Origin of the sequence: uncultured Flavonifractor sp. (assembly GCF_944385615.1) — a bacterium.
Taxonomy (GTDB): domain Bacteria; phylum Bacillota; class Clostridia; order Oscillospirales; family Oscillospiraceae; genus Flavonifractor.
The window spans coordinates 219,793-234,297 of record NZ_CALWXV010000001.1 but is presented as its reverse complement, the minus strand read 5'-3'; the positions used below and the strand labels follow the sequence as shown (position 1 = coordinate 234,297).

Sequence of the window (14,505 nt, the reverse complement as noted above, 5' to 3'; positions counted from 1 at the left end):
AAATGCCGACCGCCATCTCAATGCCTGCGCACTGAGATGGCGGCCTTTTTATACGCCGGGAGATTTTACGGTTACGCCCATAGTCTCACTCGGGCGGCGTAATTCTCAAAGAATAATTTTTTTAGATAAAAACCTCTTGCTTGCTGTTTGCAAACCATTGATATGACTGGATTTTTCCAAGTCCTATAATTACACTCGGACCATGCGGAGTATCATTAAAGGATTTGAAAAGGTCTGTTGGTGATACTCCGCATTTTTGCACTCAAAAAAGGGTAACACTTCATTTTAAACCATCATTTTCCTACCCCTTGTAAAACTCCCCCAATTCTATTCCTCTATTTTTGTCCCTATTTCCGAAAATACTCCAAGGTTCAGAAACTGCTTGCTTTTCTGAATCTGCCCTGCTATGATGATAGTGTCCTTTGTGCAGAGTGATAGAGTGCGCAAGGCAGCCTGTGGTTGCTTTGTGCTTTTTTCATATATTTCTCTGCCCCCGCAAGGACGGAAATGAGGCGCTTACCATGAATTGCGCGGATCTGTTGGAGCTGCTTGCCGATGGACCGGTCATTGCCGCGGTCAAGGATGACGCTGGATTAAACGCCGCATTGGACAGCGATGTTGCCGTTCTCTTTCTTCTCTATGGCGATATCCTGACCATCGGTGATACAGTAGCTCGGATTCACAGCAAAGGAAAAAAAGCATTTGTCCACCTGGATTTAATTGACGGGCTGTCTGCCCGTGAGATCTCTGCCGACTTTATTGCACGTCATACCGCCGCTGACGGCGTGATCTCCACCAAGGCCCCGCTCACCAAGCGGGCCAGAGAACTGGGACTGGTGGCTATCCAGCGGGTCTTTCTCCTGGATTCCATGGCGTTGAAAAACGTTGTCCGCCACTTCTCCCAGGAATCCGCCGATCTGGTAGAGGTACTGCCCGGGCTGATGCCCAAAATGATCCGCCGCCTGTGCCAGACAACGGGGAAGCCCATTATCGCAGGCGGCCTGATCTCTGATAAGGAGGATGTGACCGGCGCTCTGGGCGCCGGCGCGGTAGCGGTTTCTTCCACCAACCCAGACGTTTGGGACATGTAAATCCGGTATCTTTGTTTCTAGAGTATGAGAGTGAAACAAAGCGTCCCCAAAAAAGGGGGAGGCTTTGTTTTGCTCTTTTTTGCACTCCTTTTTATTTTCTGATCGGGAGGTTTTCTTATGTACGATGTACTCATCATCGGCTGCGGCATCACCGGTGCGGCCACCGCCTTCCACCTCTCCCGCTACCGGCTGAAGACGGCCATCCTGGAGCGGGAAAATGACGTGGCCGACGGCACCACCAAGGCCAACTCTGCCATCCTCCACGCCGGGTACGACCCGGAGCCCGGCACCTTGATGGCCAAGCTCAATGTGCGGGGCGCCGCCCTGGCCAAAGAGCTGTGCGCCCAGTTGGACGTTCCTTACCAGCCCTGCGGCTCCTTCGTACTGGCCTTCTCTCCCCAGGATGAGGCTACCCTCCAAGACCTGTTCCGCCGGGGCCAGGCCAACGGCGTGCCGGAGCTCCGCCTGCTCACCGGGGAGGAGGCCCGCGCCATGGACCCCAACCTCTCTGAACAGGTAACTGCCGCCCTCTACGCCCCCACCGCCGCCATCTGCTCCCCCTGGGAGTATTGTCTGGCTCTGGCGGAGACCGCCGTCCGCAACGGGACAGAGCTCCATCTGAGGACTGCCGTTACCGGGCTGGAGCCTGTGGAGGGCGGCTGGCTGGTCCACACCAACCAGGGGGATTTCCGCAGCCGGTATGTCATCAACGCCGCCGGAGTTTCTGCCCAGGCAGTCCACGAGATGGCGGCGCCCACCACCTTTGTGATCCACCCCTCCCGGGGCCAATATTACCTGTTGGACAAAAGCGAGGGAGACCGGGTAAAGCATGTGATCTTCCAGTGCCCAGGCCCTAATGGCAAGGGCGTATTGGTGGCCCCCACCGTTCACGGCAACCTGATCGTTGGCCCCAACGCCGACCCGGTCCCCGATGAGGATGTGGGCACCACCGCAGAGGGATTGAACTTTGTGCGTACCACCGCCCAAAAATCCGTTCCCTCCGTCAACTTCCGGGAGTCCATCCGCAACTTCTCCGGGGTGCGCTCCTCCACAAACCGGGGCGACTTTGTTATTGAGATGGCGGCGCCCCACTTCCTGGACCTGGCCGGTATCTGCTCCCCCGGACTCACCGCCGCTCCCGCCATTGCCGAGTATGCGGCCGAACTGCTGGCGGGCGATGGGCTGGCTCTGGAGGAAAAGCCTGATTTCTTCTGCCAGCGCCGCCGGGTCCGTTTCCACGACCTGTCCCCGGCGGAAAAGGCCAAGCTGGTGGCGGAACATCCAGCCTATGGCCGGGTGATCTGCCGCTGTGAGACCGTTACCGAGGGAGAAATTTTGGAAGCCCTGCGGGGACCCATTCCTCCCTGCTCTGTGGACGGGGTCAAGCGCCGGGTGGGCGCTGGTATGGGCCGGTGTCAAGGCGGCTTCTGCGGCCCGCGTGTGGTGGAGATCCTGTGCCGGGAGCTGGGCATAACACCCGATCATATGGTGCAGGACAAGGACGGCAGCTGGCTCCTGGTGGGTGAAACGAAAGGAGGCAACAACCATGTATGATCTCATTGTCATCGGCGGCGGCCCAGCCGGTCTGGCAGCCGCCCACGCCGCCTGGGAAAAGGGCTTGAAGCATATCCTTATCGTGGAGCGGGACAAGGAGCTGGGCGGTATTCTCAACCAGTGCATCCACAACGGCTTTGGCCTGCATTACTTCAAAGAGGAGCTCACCGGCCCGGAGTATGCCGGGCGGTTCATCCACATGCTGGAGGACACCGGAGTAGAGGTCCTGCTGGACACCATGGTGCTGACCATTACATCGGACCGTCAGGTCCACATGGTGGGCAAATCCACCGGATACCGGGTGGAGGAGGCCAAGGCCATCATTTTGGCCATGGGCTGCCGGGAGCGGACCCGCGGCGCCATCGCCATCCCCGGCCAGCGGCCCGCCGGCATCTTCACCGCCGGCGCCGCCCAGCGGTACGTCAATATGGAGGGCTATCTGCCCGGCCGGCGTGTGGTGATCCTGGGCAGCGGCGACATTGGTCTGATTATGGCCCGCCGTATGACGCTGGAGGGCGCCAAAGTCCTGGCCTGTGTGGAGGTCATGCCCTACTCCGGCGGACTGAACCGGAATATCGTCCAGTGCCTCCACGACTATGACATCCCGCTCTACCTCTCCCATACCGTTACTGATATCCGGGGCCGGAACCGTGTGGAGCAGGTGGTGGTCTCCAAGGTAGATAACCGCCGCCAGCCCATTCCCGGCACCGAGATGGTCTTTGACTGTGACACCCTGCTGCTCTCCGTGGGCCTCATTCCGGAAAATGAGCTGACCCGCCAGGCCGGCATCCGCATGGACCCCCGGACCAACGGTGCGGTGGTCTATGAGAACATGGAGACCTCTCTGCCCGGTGTCTTTGCCTGCGGCAATGTGGCCCACGTCCACGATCTGGTGGATTTTGTCACCGCAGAAAGCCAGCGGGCAGGGCGCGCCGCCGCGGACTATGTCCTGGGCGCCGCGCCGTCCAGCGACTCCGTTCTGGAGGTGAATAATGGCGACGGCGTAACCTACACCGTCCCCCAGCACATCCGTCCCAACCGGGTAGAAAAAAATTGTGATCTCTTCTTCCGGGTCAACCGGATCTGTAAAAACAGCGAAATCCTGGTTACCTCCGGAGCACAAACCATCGCCAAATTCCCCAGGGAACACATGGCCCCTGGAGAGATGGAACACATTGTTCTGCCCAGGGTCCTGCTGGAGCGGGCCCAGGAAGATATTACCGTATCGATTCAGGAGGGGGCGTCCAAATGAAAGAGCTGATCTGCATTGTCTGCCCCAAAGGCTGCCATCTGAAGGTGGACGAAACAAATGACTATAAGGTGACCGGAAATGGCTGTCCAAGAGGCGAAGAATATGGTAAAATAGAGCTGACCCATCCCACACGGGTGGTCACCTCCACCGTCCAATGCAGCGGCGGAGCCCATCCCCGCTGTCCGGTCAAAACCAGTGCCCCTATTCCGAAAGAATTGATCCTGCAGGCGGTCCGTTGCCTGGATGGTGTAAAACTGACCGCGCCCGTACATACGGGAGATGTTGTGGTGCCGAATATCTGCGGCACCGGCGTCCATTTTATCGCCACACGCGATCTGTAAACGCGGTGGCATATTGGGAGGTTTTATTATGGAAAAGTACGTCCTCTCCCTGGATCAGGGTACCACCAGTTCCCGCGCCATCCTCTTTGATGGGGAACAAAACATCATCGGCATCAGTCAGAAGGAATTCACCCAGATCTACCCCCAGGAAGGGTGGGTAGAACACGACGCCATGGAAATCTGGTCCTCCCAGTACGCGGTCATGATGGAGGTGATCGCCCAGTCCGGCGTAAATCCCGCCGACATTGCCGCCATTGGCATCACCAATCAGCGTGAGACCACCATCCTCTGGGACCGCAAGACCGGCCGCCCCATCTGCAACGCCATTGTGTGGCAGTGCCGCCGTACCGCCGGCATCGTAGACGCTCTGCTGGAGCAGGGACTGGGGGATCATATCCGCAAAACCACCGGCCTGGTTCCCGACGCCTATTTCTCCGGCACCAAAATCAAATGGATCCTGGATCATGTGGATGGTGCCCGGGAGCGGGCCCGCCGGGGGGAGATCCTCTTCGGAACGGTGGACACCTGGCTGCTGTGGAAGTTGACCGGCGGCGCGGTCCACGTTACCGACGTGACCAACGCCTCCCGTACCATGCTCTATGATATCCACCGTCTCTGCTGGGACGACACCATGCTTGAGGCGCTGGATATTCCCAAGGCCATGCTGCCGGAAGTCCGCTCCTCCAGCGAGGTGTACGGCTATACGGAAATTCAGGGCGTAAAGGTGCCCATTTCCGGTATCGCCGGCGACCAGCAGGCCGCCCTCTTCGGCCAGACCTGCTTTGAGGCCGGCGACGCCAAAAATACGTATGGTACCGGTTGCTTCCTGCTGATGAACACCGGCTCAACTCCTTGCGAAAGCCACAACGGGCTGATTACCACCATCGCTGTGGGCCGGAACGGCACCGTTCAGTACGCCCTGGAGGGCTCGGTCTTTGTAGGCGGCGCGGTGATTCAGTGGCTGCGGGATGAGATGCGTTTCTTCACCGAAAGCCGTGACGCGGAGTATTACGCCCAGAAGGTGCCCGACAACGGCGGTGTCTACCTGGTGCCCGCCTTCACCGGCCTTGGCGCTCCCTATTGGGATATGTACGCCCGGGGCGTTTTGGTGGGCCTGACCCGAGGCACCCGGCGGGAGCACATCATCCGGGCCGCTCAGGAATCTATCGCCTATCAGGTCGCCGATCTGGTCCACGCTATGGAGTCGGATACCGGCGTTCCCCTCACCCAGCTGAAGGCCGACGGCGGCGCCAGCCGGGATCAGTTCCTGATGCAATTCCAGGCGGATATCATCGACCGCGAGGTGCGCCGTCCCGCCATCCGGGAGACCACCGCTTTGGGCGCGGCCTATCTGGCCGGTCTGGCCACGCAGGTCTGGAAGGATACCGATGAGATTCGCAACCTCTGGATGTGCGACACTAACTTCGCACCCCGTATGGAGGCTGCCGAGCGGGAACGCCTGATGGCCGGTTGGCACAAAGCGGTGGGACGCAGCCGGGACTGGAGCCGATAAGTCTGCCGCGCTATTCTGATTTCTCTATGATGCAGAAGGCGGCATTCCAAATGGAATGCCGCCTCTGTGACTGTCAAAAAAGCTGCAAAGCCACTTTTTTGACAGTATTAAGGGGGTGTCGCGTTTTGCGACACCCCCCTTTTTTGCAAATATTACATCAGGCTCCGATAAAGTGCCTCGATCTCTTCCACACTGGTATCTCTGGGATTGCCGGGGCAGCAGGCGTCGGCAAAGGCAGACTCCGCCAAGAAATGTACATCTTCCTCTTTCAGAATGCCCTTCAGGTCCGCAGGAATCCCCACATCGGCGGACAGCTGCTTGACTGCGGCAATGGTAGCCGCCCGGGCCTGCTCCAGGGGCATCGTGTCAATCCCCTCTACGCCCATGGCTTTGCCCACAGCCCGATACCGCTCGCCGGTATACTCCGCATTGTACTCCAAGCCGGTGGGCAGCAGGATCGCGCAGGCCACGCCGTGAGGCGTGTCATACAGAGCCGACAGACCATGGGCCATGGAATGGACAATACCCAGGCCCACATTGGAAAAGCCCATACCGGCAATATACTGCCCCAGTGCCATTCCCTCTCTGCCCTCAGGCGTATTATCCACCGCTCCCCGCAGATGCTGGGAGATCAGGCGGATGGCCTCCAGATGGAACATATCCGAAATAGCGCAGGCGCCTTTGGTAATATAGCCTTCAATGGCGTGGGTCAGGGCGTCCATACCGGTGGCGGCAGTCAGGCCCTTGGGCATGGAGGACATCATGTCCGGGTCTACTACGGCGACCTCAGGAATATCGTTGGTGTCCACACACACAAATTTCCGCTTTTTCTCCACATCGGTAATGACGTAGTTGATGGTGACCTCGGCGGCGGTACCGGCGGTAGTGGGCACCGCAATGGTAAACACAGCGTGTTTCTTGGTGGGGGCCACGCCTTCCAGCGATCTTACATCCGCAAATTCAGGATTGTTGACGATAATGCCGATGGCTTTCGCGGTGTCCATGGCAGACCCGCCGCCAATGGCAACGATACAATCCGCGCCGGAGGCCTGATAAGCCGCTACGCCGGCCTGTACGTTTTCAATGGTGGGGTTGGCTTTGATCTCAGAAAAGATATCATAGGCAAAACCCGCCTGATCCAGCAGATCCGTTACCTTGGCGGCCACGCCAAAGCGGATCAGATCAGGGTCCGTGCATACCAGGGCCTTCTTGTATCCACGGGTGGAAAGCTCCGGAACGATCTGTTCAATTGCGCCTTTTCCATGATAAGAAATTGGATTGAGGACAATACGGCTGGCCATAAAAATGATCTCCTTTCCATATCGTGCGCAAAAACGCTCTGTGATTCAGCGTCATGTTAGCACACATTTTTTGCCAAAACAAGTACAGACAAACAAAAGGCACCTTTTGGGCAAAATACAACATTCGCCACCCCTCCCCGGGCTTTTGTTCTGTTTACTTTTTCTCAAAATGTCTATCTGACAGCAAAAAAGTATCCTAGCCCAGATTCCCCAGCACATATTTCAGGATAAACAGCAGGGAGATTCCATAGGTGAGGAGAGGCACTTCCCGCCCCTTTCCTCTGACCAGCTTAATCAGGCTGAAGCTGATAAAGCCAAAGGCAATTCCATCTGAAATGGAGTAGGCAAAGGGCATGACCGCAATGGTCAAAAAGGCAGGGACCGCACACTCCATGTCATCCCAGGGAATGGACACAGCGCTGCGCATGGTCAGCACGCCTACAATAATCAGAGCGGGGGCTGTGGCGGCGGCGGGAATGATCCCTGCCACCGGGGCCAGAAACACAGAGAACAGGAACAGTACTCCCACCACCATGGAGCTCAGGCCGGTCCGGGCCCCCTCCGCGATGCCGGTAGAGGACTCGGCGAAGGTGGTAACGGTGGACGTGCCGATGCAGGCGCCACAGCAGGTGGCCATAGCGTCCGCGATCAGGGCACGGTCTCCCCTTCCATCCTGATCCTCCAACCCTGCGTTGGAGGACAGACCCACAAGGGCGCCCAGAGTATCAAAACAGTCCACAATGGCAAAGCTGATGACCGCTGTCAGCAGAGGCAGAAATCCTTTGACCAGCACCCCGCCCAGGTCCATCTGGAAGAGCACAGGGGCCAGGGTCACATGCTCCATCGTCACCGTCTCAGGCAGCTGTGTCACCCCAATGGGCAATCCCAGCAGGGTCGTGACAACAATGCCGATGACAACCGCTCCCTTCACCCGGAAGGCCATCAAAATAGCGGTCAGCAGCAAGCCGATCAGGGTCAACAGTCCCTGGGTATTCCAGACCCGCTGCCCATCCACCAGCATGGACAGCTGCAACGCAGGCACCGCGCCGCCGATGGAGATCAGCCCCACATTCAAGAGGCCGATAAAGGCGATAAACAGACCGATACCCGCTGAGATGGCATGTTTCAGAAAATCAGGAATGGAGTGGATCAGTTTTTTCCGCAGCGGAGAGACGGCGATGATCAGAAAAAGAAGCCCGCTCAACAGAACGATAGCCAGTCCCTCCTGCCAGGTGTAGCCCATCCCCAGACAGACCGTGTAAGTAAAAAAGGCGTTCAGCCCCATACCAGGCGCCTGTGCGAATGGGACATTTGCCAGCAGTCCGGTCAGAAAGCAGCCAATGGCGGCGGATACGCAGGTGGCCGCCAGGACCGGTCCCCACAGTTCCTCCGGCATTGCGGGAAAAAAGGGCTCCCCCGCCGTGCCTACATTGGCGCACAGTGTATTCGGGTTGACAAAAATAATATAGGCCATGGCAAAAAACGTGGTAATGCCGCCTATGATCTCCCGTTTAACCGTGCTGCCCCTGGCTTTTACCGCAAAAAAACGTTCCATTTCCTCCCCACCTCACTGGTTTGATGTTTTCTTTTCCCACAAAGATAAGATACCGCCGCAGAATGCTGCGGCGGCAGATTGCCTTCTTTGCTTATTCCTCTTTCTGTTTCACTTCCACCATTTGAACCGGCTCCTCCGCTGTCAGTCTCTTTCGATGAAAGCCCAACGCATGACGGCGGCGGCCAGGCTCCAGCGGCTGCTCCATCCGCTTGTTGGTGCGATACATCATACTGGCGCCAACGGACAGGCCGCCAATGGCCAGGCCGCCCACCACACCTAGAATGGGGTTAACTGCCAACAGGCCCCCAAACAGGAAGTTTAAGGTCACTCCGCCCAGAGAGATGAGGCTCAGCAGGCGGGCGCTTCGGTTGATGTTATTGTTGACGATGGAGGTATAGGTATCAAAGTCCTTGATGACCGTGTTCTTGGTCAGCTCATACCGTTCTTCCAGAAACTCAAATTCCAGCATGACCTGTCCTTGGAGCACATAGCTGTTCTGCATCTGCATGGGATAATAGCCCTTATCAATATGGGCCAGGATCTCCTTTACTGCAATGACCATGTTGCCGCACTGGGTATAGCTGCGGCGAAAATCCAGCAGCTGATACGTGCCGCTGTTGTCCAGCCGGTTGTCCAGCGCATCCTCCAACGTTTTCATGGCCCCGGCACAGCCGGATATATAGGCAGACAGATCCTGTATCTTAAATTGCAGGGCATACATAATGAGCTGGCCGATGTACTTGACTTGCTTATCCTCCAAAAACCTGACAAACCCGCCGGCGGGCGATTCCTCCAGCACCACATTGGTACCTATCTGGCGCAGGCGAAGCGCCCCCGGATCACCGTGAAGGCCATAGAGCAACTCCAGCACCAGATTCTCACCCTCCAGGTACAGGCGGTCCTGGGTGACCTGTAGCTCCACCGGAGCGGTAAACACACAGTAGGAACTGCCCGCCAGGCCTTCGTCCTGGTTATACCTCCCCCGATTCATGGTCAGAAGAAATGTATGGGTATCCAAAAAGGTTCCTCCTCACCTCAAAGGGCGCCGTATTTGTTGGACTGCACCGTCCTGGGCCGTTCTGCGTCTTCCCTGGAGTCCCAGGGCAGCACATCTCCCGGCTCACGCAGATAGTTTAAAATCTGCCAGATCCCCTCTCCAGTGTAGGAGCTCACATGGAAAATAGGATCACAGCCCGCCAAAGCAAGCCAATTATGGGCCCGGTCCGGATCTCCACCCTCGTGGTCGATCTGCGTCACGATACCGATCACCGGCCGGTTGCAGCATGCGGTCACACAGGGGGGATACAGCGAGTAGGGCTCTGTGGCGCTGAGCAGCAGCCCCACCACATCGGCCTCATAGGTATAAAGCGCCAGCGCTTTGGCCAGCGTGGCATTTTCCGCGTACTCACCCGGGGTATCGATAACCACATCGTAGTGGTTGATGTACTGGGTTTTATGGTAGTGGATCACATCGCCCTTCAGGGCCTGGGTCAAGGTGGTTTTGCCGCACTCGCTGCGGCCCATCAAAATGATCTTTTTCATGTTCTTGTAATCTCACAGATGGTAAAGCCCAAATGGTTCTTCAGATAGGTGACAATGGCGGAAATGGCCGTCTGTACATTGGAGATCCGCCCGGTAAAAATCAAGGTGCCGCTGAAGCGGTCGATAAAGCCCATCTCCACCTTGGAGCTTTTAATGGCGATATCGCCCGCGATCACAGAAATCTCCGAGGGGGTCATGCTCAAAATGCCGATGGCGGCCTGCTGATAGTCCACGTTGGGATTTAAGCCCAGCTTCTGATAAATAATCTCGTCGGGACTGGCAATGATATGGGCCAGCGTCACCTGTTTGCCGGGCACCATCTCCTGCACAATGCGCATTTTGCCTTCCTGTACCCGTCCAAAATCCATTAAGTCCATTCTATGTCACCTCATTCAGTCAGCCCAGGCCCAAAGCGGCTTTGATCCGCGGCATATCGTAGCCCACGATCTCCTCCCCGCCGATGACGGTCACCGGCAGGCCGGTGTAGCCTCTGTCTTTCATAAAGGCCTGTCCCGCCTTGTCATGCTCCAAATTGAACTCCTGGTAAGCTACACCGGCATCCCGCAAAAATTCCTTCACGCTGCGGCAGTAGCTACAGGTAGGCATGGTATAGATCTGTACCGGCACATCCTTGGCGGCACCCACAGCCGGGAGCTGCTCCGGAATCTGCGGGTGGAGCGTCTCCTCCCCTGCCTGCCAGCCCGCGGCACACAGGCCGCCGGTCTGGAGCGCCGCCAACACCCGTAGCACCTCGTCGGGGTTCCGGCCGATGTTGTTGTCATGGATCACACTATAGCGCACCTTCTGCTCCGGGTCAATGAGGAACAGCCCCCGAAGGGCCACCCCCTCCTCCTCCAGCAGTACGCCATAGCTGTCGCACACCTTCAGGGTCTGGTCGGCTCCCATGGGATAACCCAGCTTGCCCAGGCCGTTCCGCTGCCATGCCAGATGAGTATATACACTGTCGGTACTCACGCACAGAAGCTCCGCGCCAGCCTGCGCGAAACGCTCCCGGCTGTCAGAAAAGGCAGTCAGCTCTGTGGGACAGACGAAGGTGAAATCCATGGGATAGAAAAAGAGCACCAGCCACTTTCCTTCGTAATCCGACAGGCTGACCCGCGTAAAGTGTTCTCCGTCCGCTGCCAGCGCCTCCATGGAAAACCAGGGGGCTTTCTTCCCGATCAATCGTTCCACACAGCTCACATCCTTTTCTAAAACTGAATAAGAACCCCTCCTGCCGGATTGCTCCGGCAGGACGGGTATTAGGGTCATTTCTCAGGCCGATAGAAGCACTGATTGCAGTCGTCTTCCTTCTGCTTCTCTTGATCCTGCTCCTCGGGCTGATAGAAGCACTGGGCGCACTCCTCTACTTTCTCCGGCTCCGGAATATGATAGGGGCTCTGGGGCGCTTGCTTCTTTTCCTGATCCTGCTTCCGGTTGGGCGCAGGATAGTGGCAGTTGGGGCAATCCTGTGCAGTCATTGCAAACAACCTCCTAATTGGAAAGTTTCTCGATCAGGCCGGGATGAGGGGACGGAATCACGCAGCTGCTGGTAATATCCCCTGTTTCCTCCAACTGATGCATGGCAGCTTTTACCGCCGAACGAACCGAGGAGACCTCTCCGGTCAGCAGGATAAAGCCTTTGCCGCCCAGACCTCTGGCAATGCGGATCTCCATCAGAGTGACGTTGGCTGCCTTGGCGGCCATGTCGCCGGCCTGAACAGCGGTCAACGCGGTCATCGTCTCGATCATTCCAATGGCAGCCGTCCGGGCAACCTCCACCGTACCGACAATGGCGCTGGGAACGGAATCATGCACATTGTTGATGATATGGTGGCCAACCAGATAGACCCCCGCTGCCTGCTTTCCGCTCTCCATGGCGCTTTTCACCGCACCGACCGCGCCGCAAATAATTATAACATATTTTCCGGGGCAAGTGGGAGTAGCAGTTAAAAGTTCTACATGAGCGGCCTTCAGCACCGCGTCCGCGGTTTCCACTCCCACAGGAATGCTTTTTAGTTCCAGTAATCCGATGGATTTTCCCATAACAGGCCTCTTTTCCGCAGAATTCCTAACTTACGCCGGTACAATCACGCTGGAAATGGCGTTGATGATGATGGTCAGAATGAAAATAGTGGTAGCGGGAGGATCGATGTGGGTGTCGCAGTGGCTGTTCAGGCTCTTGCCCACCAGGTCGCCCATCAGGGAGCCCAGGATGCCAAACAGAACGCCCAGCAGGACACCAGCCTCGCCCCAGGCCAGGATACCAGCGGAGGCAGCCAGCGCAGAGGGCAGGAAAATGTGGTGGGTGGCGGGGGTGGCAAAGCCGGTCTGTGTAAAGATCAGGCTAATGGCGGCAAAGCCGAAGCAGATGATGGGGAAGATGCCGAAGGCAGCAGTGTTGCCGCTCTGATACAGGGACATAGCCAGGCCGCTGACCACGATGCCGATACCGGCACCCAGGACTACGTTATACCCAAAGCCCTTGCCGGTGGAGAACCACTCACGCTTGCCGGTACCGGTGTAATGACCGGTGAGGCCAGTCTTACCAAACACCAGGCGGGTGATGACGGCCAGAATGAACACGGTGATACCGGGCAGGTCGGTGGTGGCGGGGCCAGCGTTGCCGATGACGGGCAGCAGGCCGATGACATAGTGGATCAGGAAGCCCAGCACGCCGAAGATGCCGCCCACGATGATTACATCGGGCTCGCCCAGGCCGTTCAGGGAGGAGAGGATATCAGTGCCGGAGGCCAGCTTACCCTTTCTTCCGGCATAGCCAGCTGCGCCTACGCCGCCTGCAAAGGCGATGTGGGGACCAACAAAGGAGCCAAAAGCCAGTATGCCAACAGCAATATCGCCGCCCACGCCGGCAGCCGTCAGAACGCCGCCTACCAGGGCAAAAATACCGGTCATGATAAATGCGGGGAGAGCGCCCATATATGCGCCGATGACACCGCCGCCAAAAGCAGCGATCAGAGCGAACATATCCATAAACAATACCTCTCTTCTTTATTGCCGAATAATAATTTCTTGTTCGGTTACAGCCGTCACGGTTCCCGACATGCTGGCATGCAGGTTAGCACTCAGCTTTCCTTCGGGAATGACAGCTATGAGGGTACCTCGTTCCACCCGGTCGCCGTTTTTGACCACTGGCTGCGCGGGCGCGCCCACACCCTGACGCAAGGGCAGGCGCACCGTCTGGCTCTGGACTGCGACCTCCTCCATGGGGGCGGGCACATCATAGGAGCTCAGACCCAGCTGCTGGATCAGCTTATGGACCGGATAGCGCTTGAACTGGCGGAAGGGAGCCGCCTGCTGGGGTTGCTCATGGAGGGAATTGCGCACCCCGTTCTTTCCCATCTCTCCCTTGAGCATGTTGTTCAGCTTCCAGGGCTGCAGACCCATCACACAGGCGTACTCGCACAGGCGGCATCCGCAGCAGAGATAGGCGTTCATGGGGGTATAGGTAGGATCGCAGAGCGACCCATACGATGCAAGGCGCATCATCTTGTGGGGCTGGATCCGGTGACCCAGCAGGCCCCGGGGACAGACCTCGGAGCACAGGGAGCACTGCATACAGGCCGCTCCCGCGTCCCGCAGCATCTGAGGTGCGCTGCGGTTCAGGCTGTTCAGCAGCGGGTGGCCCTCCGGCACCACGATCAGGCCCTTGGTGGTCTTGGTCACCACGCTGTCGGTGGGGACCACCTTGCCCATCATGGGTCCTCCGTTGACCACCTGATAGTGCTCCACGGTGGGGCCGCCGGCCAGAGCCAGCATCTCAGCCACTGTAATGCCCAGAGGCACCTTTACCGTCTTTGGTGTGCGCACCGCGCCGGTAATGGTCACGTACTTTTCGATGACAGGCGTCTGGCGACGTACCGCCTCCAGCACATTGAGGGCGGTCTCCACGTTGCTGACCACCACACCCACATTCAGGGGAATGCCGCCCTCCGGCACGATGCGTCCGGTCACCTCATACACGATGACCTGCTCGTCGCCGGCGGGATAGAAGCCGCCCATCTTGTGGACAGACAGCTTGGGGTGAGCGGGCAGCTCCCGTTCCAGAGCCTCCACCGCGGCGTGGTAGTGTTCCTTCAGGGCCACTACGCCCCGGGTGGCCCCGACCTGCTCTACCAGCAGGTCCAGGGCCTCCAGCAGAGGTCCAGCCTGATCGGCCATCAGCTGCTGATCCACCCGGAGCAGGGGCTCACACTCGGCCCCGTTGATGATGACCGTATCTGCCTGGGCCTTTAGCTTTACATGGGTGGGAAAGCCGGCTCCGCCGGCTCCCACTACGCCAGCCTGTTCAACCAGGCTGATGAGATTTTCTTGCATATGGCCCAAACCTCCGTT

General features: G+C 58.0%; 15 protein-coding genes and 1 pseudogene. 5 read left to right on the top strand and 11 right to left on the bottom strand.

Annotated elements, in window-relative coordinates; translation table 11 throughout:
* Positions 1-521 precede the first annotated feature (521 nt).
* The 5 genes from Q0J75_RS01180 (at position 522) to glpK (ending at position 5,751) form a co-directional block, all read left to right on the top strand.
* Entirely contained in the window at positions 522-1,091 is a 570-nt protein-coding gene (locus Q0J75_RS01180) for a glycerol-3-phosphate responsive antiterminator (RefSeq protein WP_297195949.1), read from the top strand.
* A 117-nt stretch (positions 1,092-1,208) separates the two neighbouring features.
* The gene (locus tag Q0J75_RS01175; RefSeq protein ID WP_297195948.1) at positions 1,209-2,645 is read left to right on the top strand and encodes an NAD(P)/FAD-dependent oxidoreductase; all 1,437 of its coding nucleotides are present in this window, start codon (positions 1,209-1,211) and stop codon (positions 2,643-2,645) included.
* Complete coding sequence (locus tag Q0J75_RS01170; protein ID WP_297195947.1) at positions 2,638-3,897, top strand: NAD(P)/FAD-dependent oxidoreductase; 1,260 nt, start codon at positions 2,638-2,640, stop codon at positions 3,895-3,897. Before Q0J75_RS01175 ends, Q0J75_RS01170 begins: the two co-directional genes overlap by 8 nt.
* The gene (locus Q0J75_RS01165) at positions 3,894-4,238 is read left to right on the top strand and encodes a DUF1667 domain-containing protein (RefSeq protein ID WP_297195946.1); all 345 of its coding nucleotides are present in this window, start codon (positions 3,894-3,896) and stop codon (positions 4,236-4,238) included. Before Q0J75_RS01170 ends, Q0J75_RS01165 begins: the two co-directional genes overlap by 4 nt.
* A gap of 28 nt (positions 4,239-4,266) precedes the next feature.
* Entirely contained in the window at positions 4,267-5,751 is a 1,485-nt protein-coding gene (glpK, locus tag Q0J75_RS01160) for a glycerol kinase GlpK (protein WP_297195945.1), read from the top strand.
* A 152-nt stretch (positions 5,752-5,903) separates the two neighbouring features.
* Here the strand turns inward: glpK and fucO are convergent, their stop codons facing one another.
* The 11 genes and pseudogenes from fucO to Q0J75_RS01110 all read right to left on the bottom strand — a co-directional run bounded on the left by fucO (position 5,904) and on the right by Q0J75_RS01110 (position 14,487).
* Positions 5,904-7,052, bottom strand: coding sequence for a lactaldehyde reductase (fucO, locus tag Q0J75_RS01155; protein WP_297195944.1), 1,149 nt, complete (start codon positions 7,050-7,052; stop codon positions 5,904-5,906).
* Positions 7,053-7,248: 196 nt separating this feature from the next.
* A complete protein-coding gene (locus Q0J75_RS01150; protein ID WP_297195943.1) occupies positions 7,249-8,607 on the bottom strand; it encodes an NCS2 family permease in 1,359 nt (452 codons plus the stop codon).
* A gap of 91 nt (positions 8,608-8,698) precedes the next feature.
* Entirely contained in the window at positions 8,699-9,625 is a 927-nt protein-coding gene (locus Q0J75_RS01145) for a CorA family divalent cation transporter (protein ID WP_297195942.1), read from the bottom strand.
* Between the two features lie 17 nt (positions 9,626-9,642).
* Positions 9,643-10,149 carry a EutP/PduV family microcompartment system protein gene (locus tag Q0J75_RS01140; protein ID WP_297195941.1) on the bottom strand — a complete coding sequence of 169 codons (507 nt, stop codon included), beginning with the start codon at positions 10,147-10,149 and terminating at the stop codon, positions 9,643-9,645.
* Complete coding sequence (locus tag Q0J75_RS01135; protein WP_209345437.1) at positions 10,146-10,526, bottom strand: BMC domain-containing protein; 381 nt, start codon at positions 10,524-10,526, stop codon at positions 10,146-10,148. The genes Q0J75_RS01140 and Q0J75_RS01135 overlap by 4 nt, the downstream gene beginning before the upstream one ends.
* A 19-nt stretch (positions 10,527-10,545) precedes the next feature.
* Positions 10,546-10,776: a glutaredoxin family protein gene (locus Q0J75_RS13185; RefSeq protein ID WP_363315694.1), complete on the bottom strand. Its 231-nt coding sequence runs from the start codon at positions 10,774-10,776 to the stop codon at positions 10,546-10,548.
* A 48-nt stretch (positions 10,777-10,824) separates the two neighbouring features.
* Positions 10,825-11,343: pseudogene (locus Q0J75_RS01130) on the bottom strand (peroxiredoxin); the annotation flags it as partial.
* 74 nt (positions 11,344-11,417) lie between these two features.
* Complete coding sequence (locus Q0J75_RS01125) at positions 11,418-11,630, bottom strand: hypothetical protein (RefSeq protein WP_297195939.1); 213 nt, start codon at positions 11,628-11,630, stop codon at positions 11,418-11,420.
* A 13-nt stretch (positions 11,631-11,643) separates the two neighbouring features.
* A complete protein-coding gene (locus tag Q0J75_RS01120) occupies positions 11,644-12,195 on the bottom strand; it encodes a BMC domain-containing protein (protein WP_297195938.1) in 552 nt (183 codons plus the stop codon).
* Positions 12,196-12,225: 30 nt separating this feature from the next.
* On the bottom strand, positions 12,226-13,143 hold the full coding sequence (locus Q0J75_RS01115; protein ID WP_297195937.1) for a hypothetical protein: 918 nt from the start codon (positions 13,141-13,143) through the stop codon (positions 12,226-12,228).
* Positions 13,144-13,161: 18 nt separating this feature from the next.
* On the bottom strand, positions 13,162-14,487 hold the full coding sequence (locus Q0J75_RS01110) for an SLBB domain-containing protein (protein WP_297195936.1): 1,326 nt from the start codon (positions 14,485-14,487) through the stop codon (positions 13,162-13,164).
* Between the last annotated feature and the right edge of the window lie 18 nt (positions 14,488-14,505).

Excerpts from the sequence above, each read along its gene's own strand:
- Q0J75_RS01180 (WP_297195949.1), top strand. The coding sequence starts at position 522 with ATGAATTGCGCGGATCTGTTGGAGCTGCTTGCCGATGGACCGGTCATT.
- Q0J75_RS01175 (WP_297195948.1), top strand. The coding sequence starts at position 1,209 with ATGTACGATGTACTCATCATCGGCTGCGGCATCACCGGTGCGGCCACC.
- Q0J75_RS01170 (WP_297195947.1), top strand. The coding sequence starts at position 2,638 with ATGTATGATCTCATTGTCATCGGCGGCGGCCCAGCCGGTCTGGCAGCC.
- Q0J75_RS01165 (WP_297195946.1), top strand. The coding sequence starts at position 3,894 with ATGAAAGAGCTGATCTGCATTGTCTGCCCCAAAGGCTGCCATCTGAAG.
- glpK (WP_297195945.1), top strand. The coding sequence starts at position 4,267 with ATGGAAAAGTACGTCCTCTCCCTGGATCAGGGTACCACCAGTTCCCGC.
- fucO (WP_297195944.1), bottom strand. The coding sequence starts at position 7,052 with ATGGCCAGCCGTATTGTCCTCAATCCAATTTCTTATCATGGAAAAGGC.
- Q0J75_RS01150 (WP_297195943.1), bottom strand. The coding sequence starts at position 8,607 with ATGGAACGTTTTTTTGCGGTAAAAGCCAGGGGCAGCACGGTTAAACGG.
- Q0J75_RS01140 (WP_297195941.1), bottom strand. The coding sequence starts at position 10,149 with ATGAAAAAGATCATTTTGATGGGCCGCAGCGAGTGCGGCAAAACCACC.
- Q0J75_RS01135 (WP_209345437.1), bottom strand. The coding sequence starts at position 10,526 with ATGGACTTAATGGATTTTGGACGGGTACAGGAAGGCAAAATGCGCATT.
- Q0J75_RS01125 (WP_297195939.1), bottom strand. The coding sequence starts at position 11,630 with ATGACTGCACAGGATTGCCCCAACTGCCACTATCCTGCGCCCAACCGG.
- Q0J75_RS01120 (WP_297195938.1), bottom strand. The coding sequence starts at position 12,195 with ATGGGAAAATCCATCGGATTACTGGAACTAAAAAGCATTCCTGTGGGA.
- Q0J75_RS01115 (WP_297195937.1), bottom strand. The coding sequence starts at position 13,143 with ATGGATATGTTCGCTCTGATCGCTGCTTTTGGCGGCGGTGTCATCGGC.
- Q0J75_RS01110 (WP_297195936.1), bottom strand. The coding sequence starts at position 14,487 with ATGCAAGAAAATCTCATCAGCCTGGTTGAACAGGCTGGCGTAGTGGGA.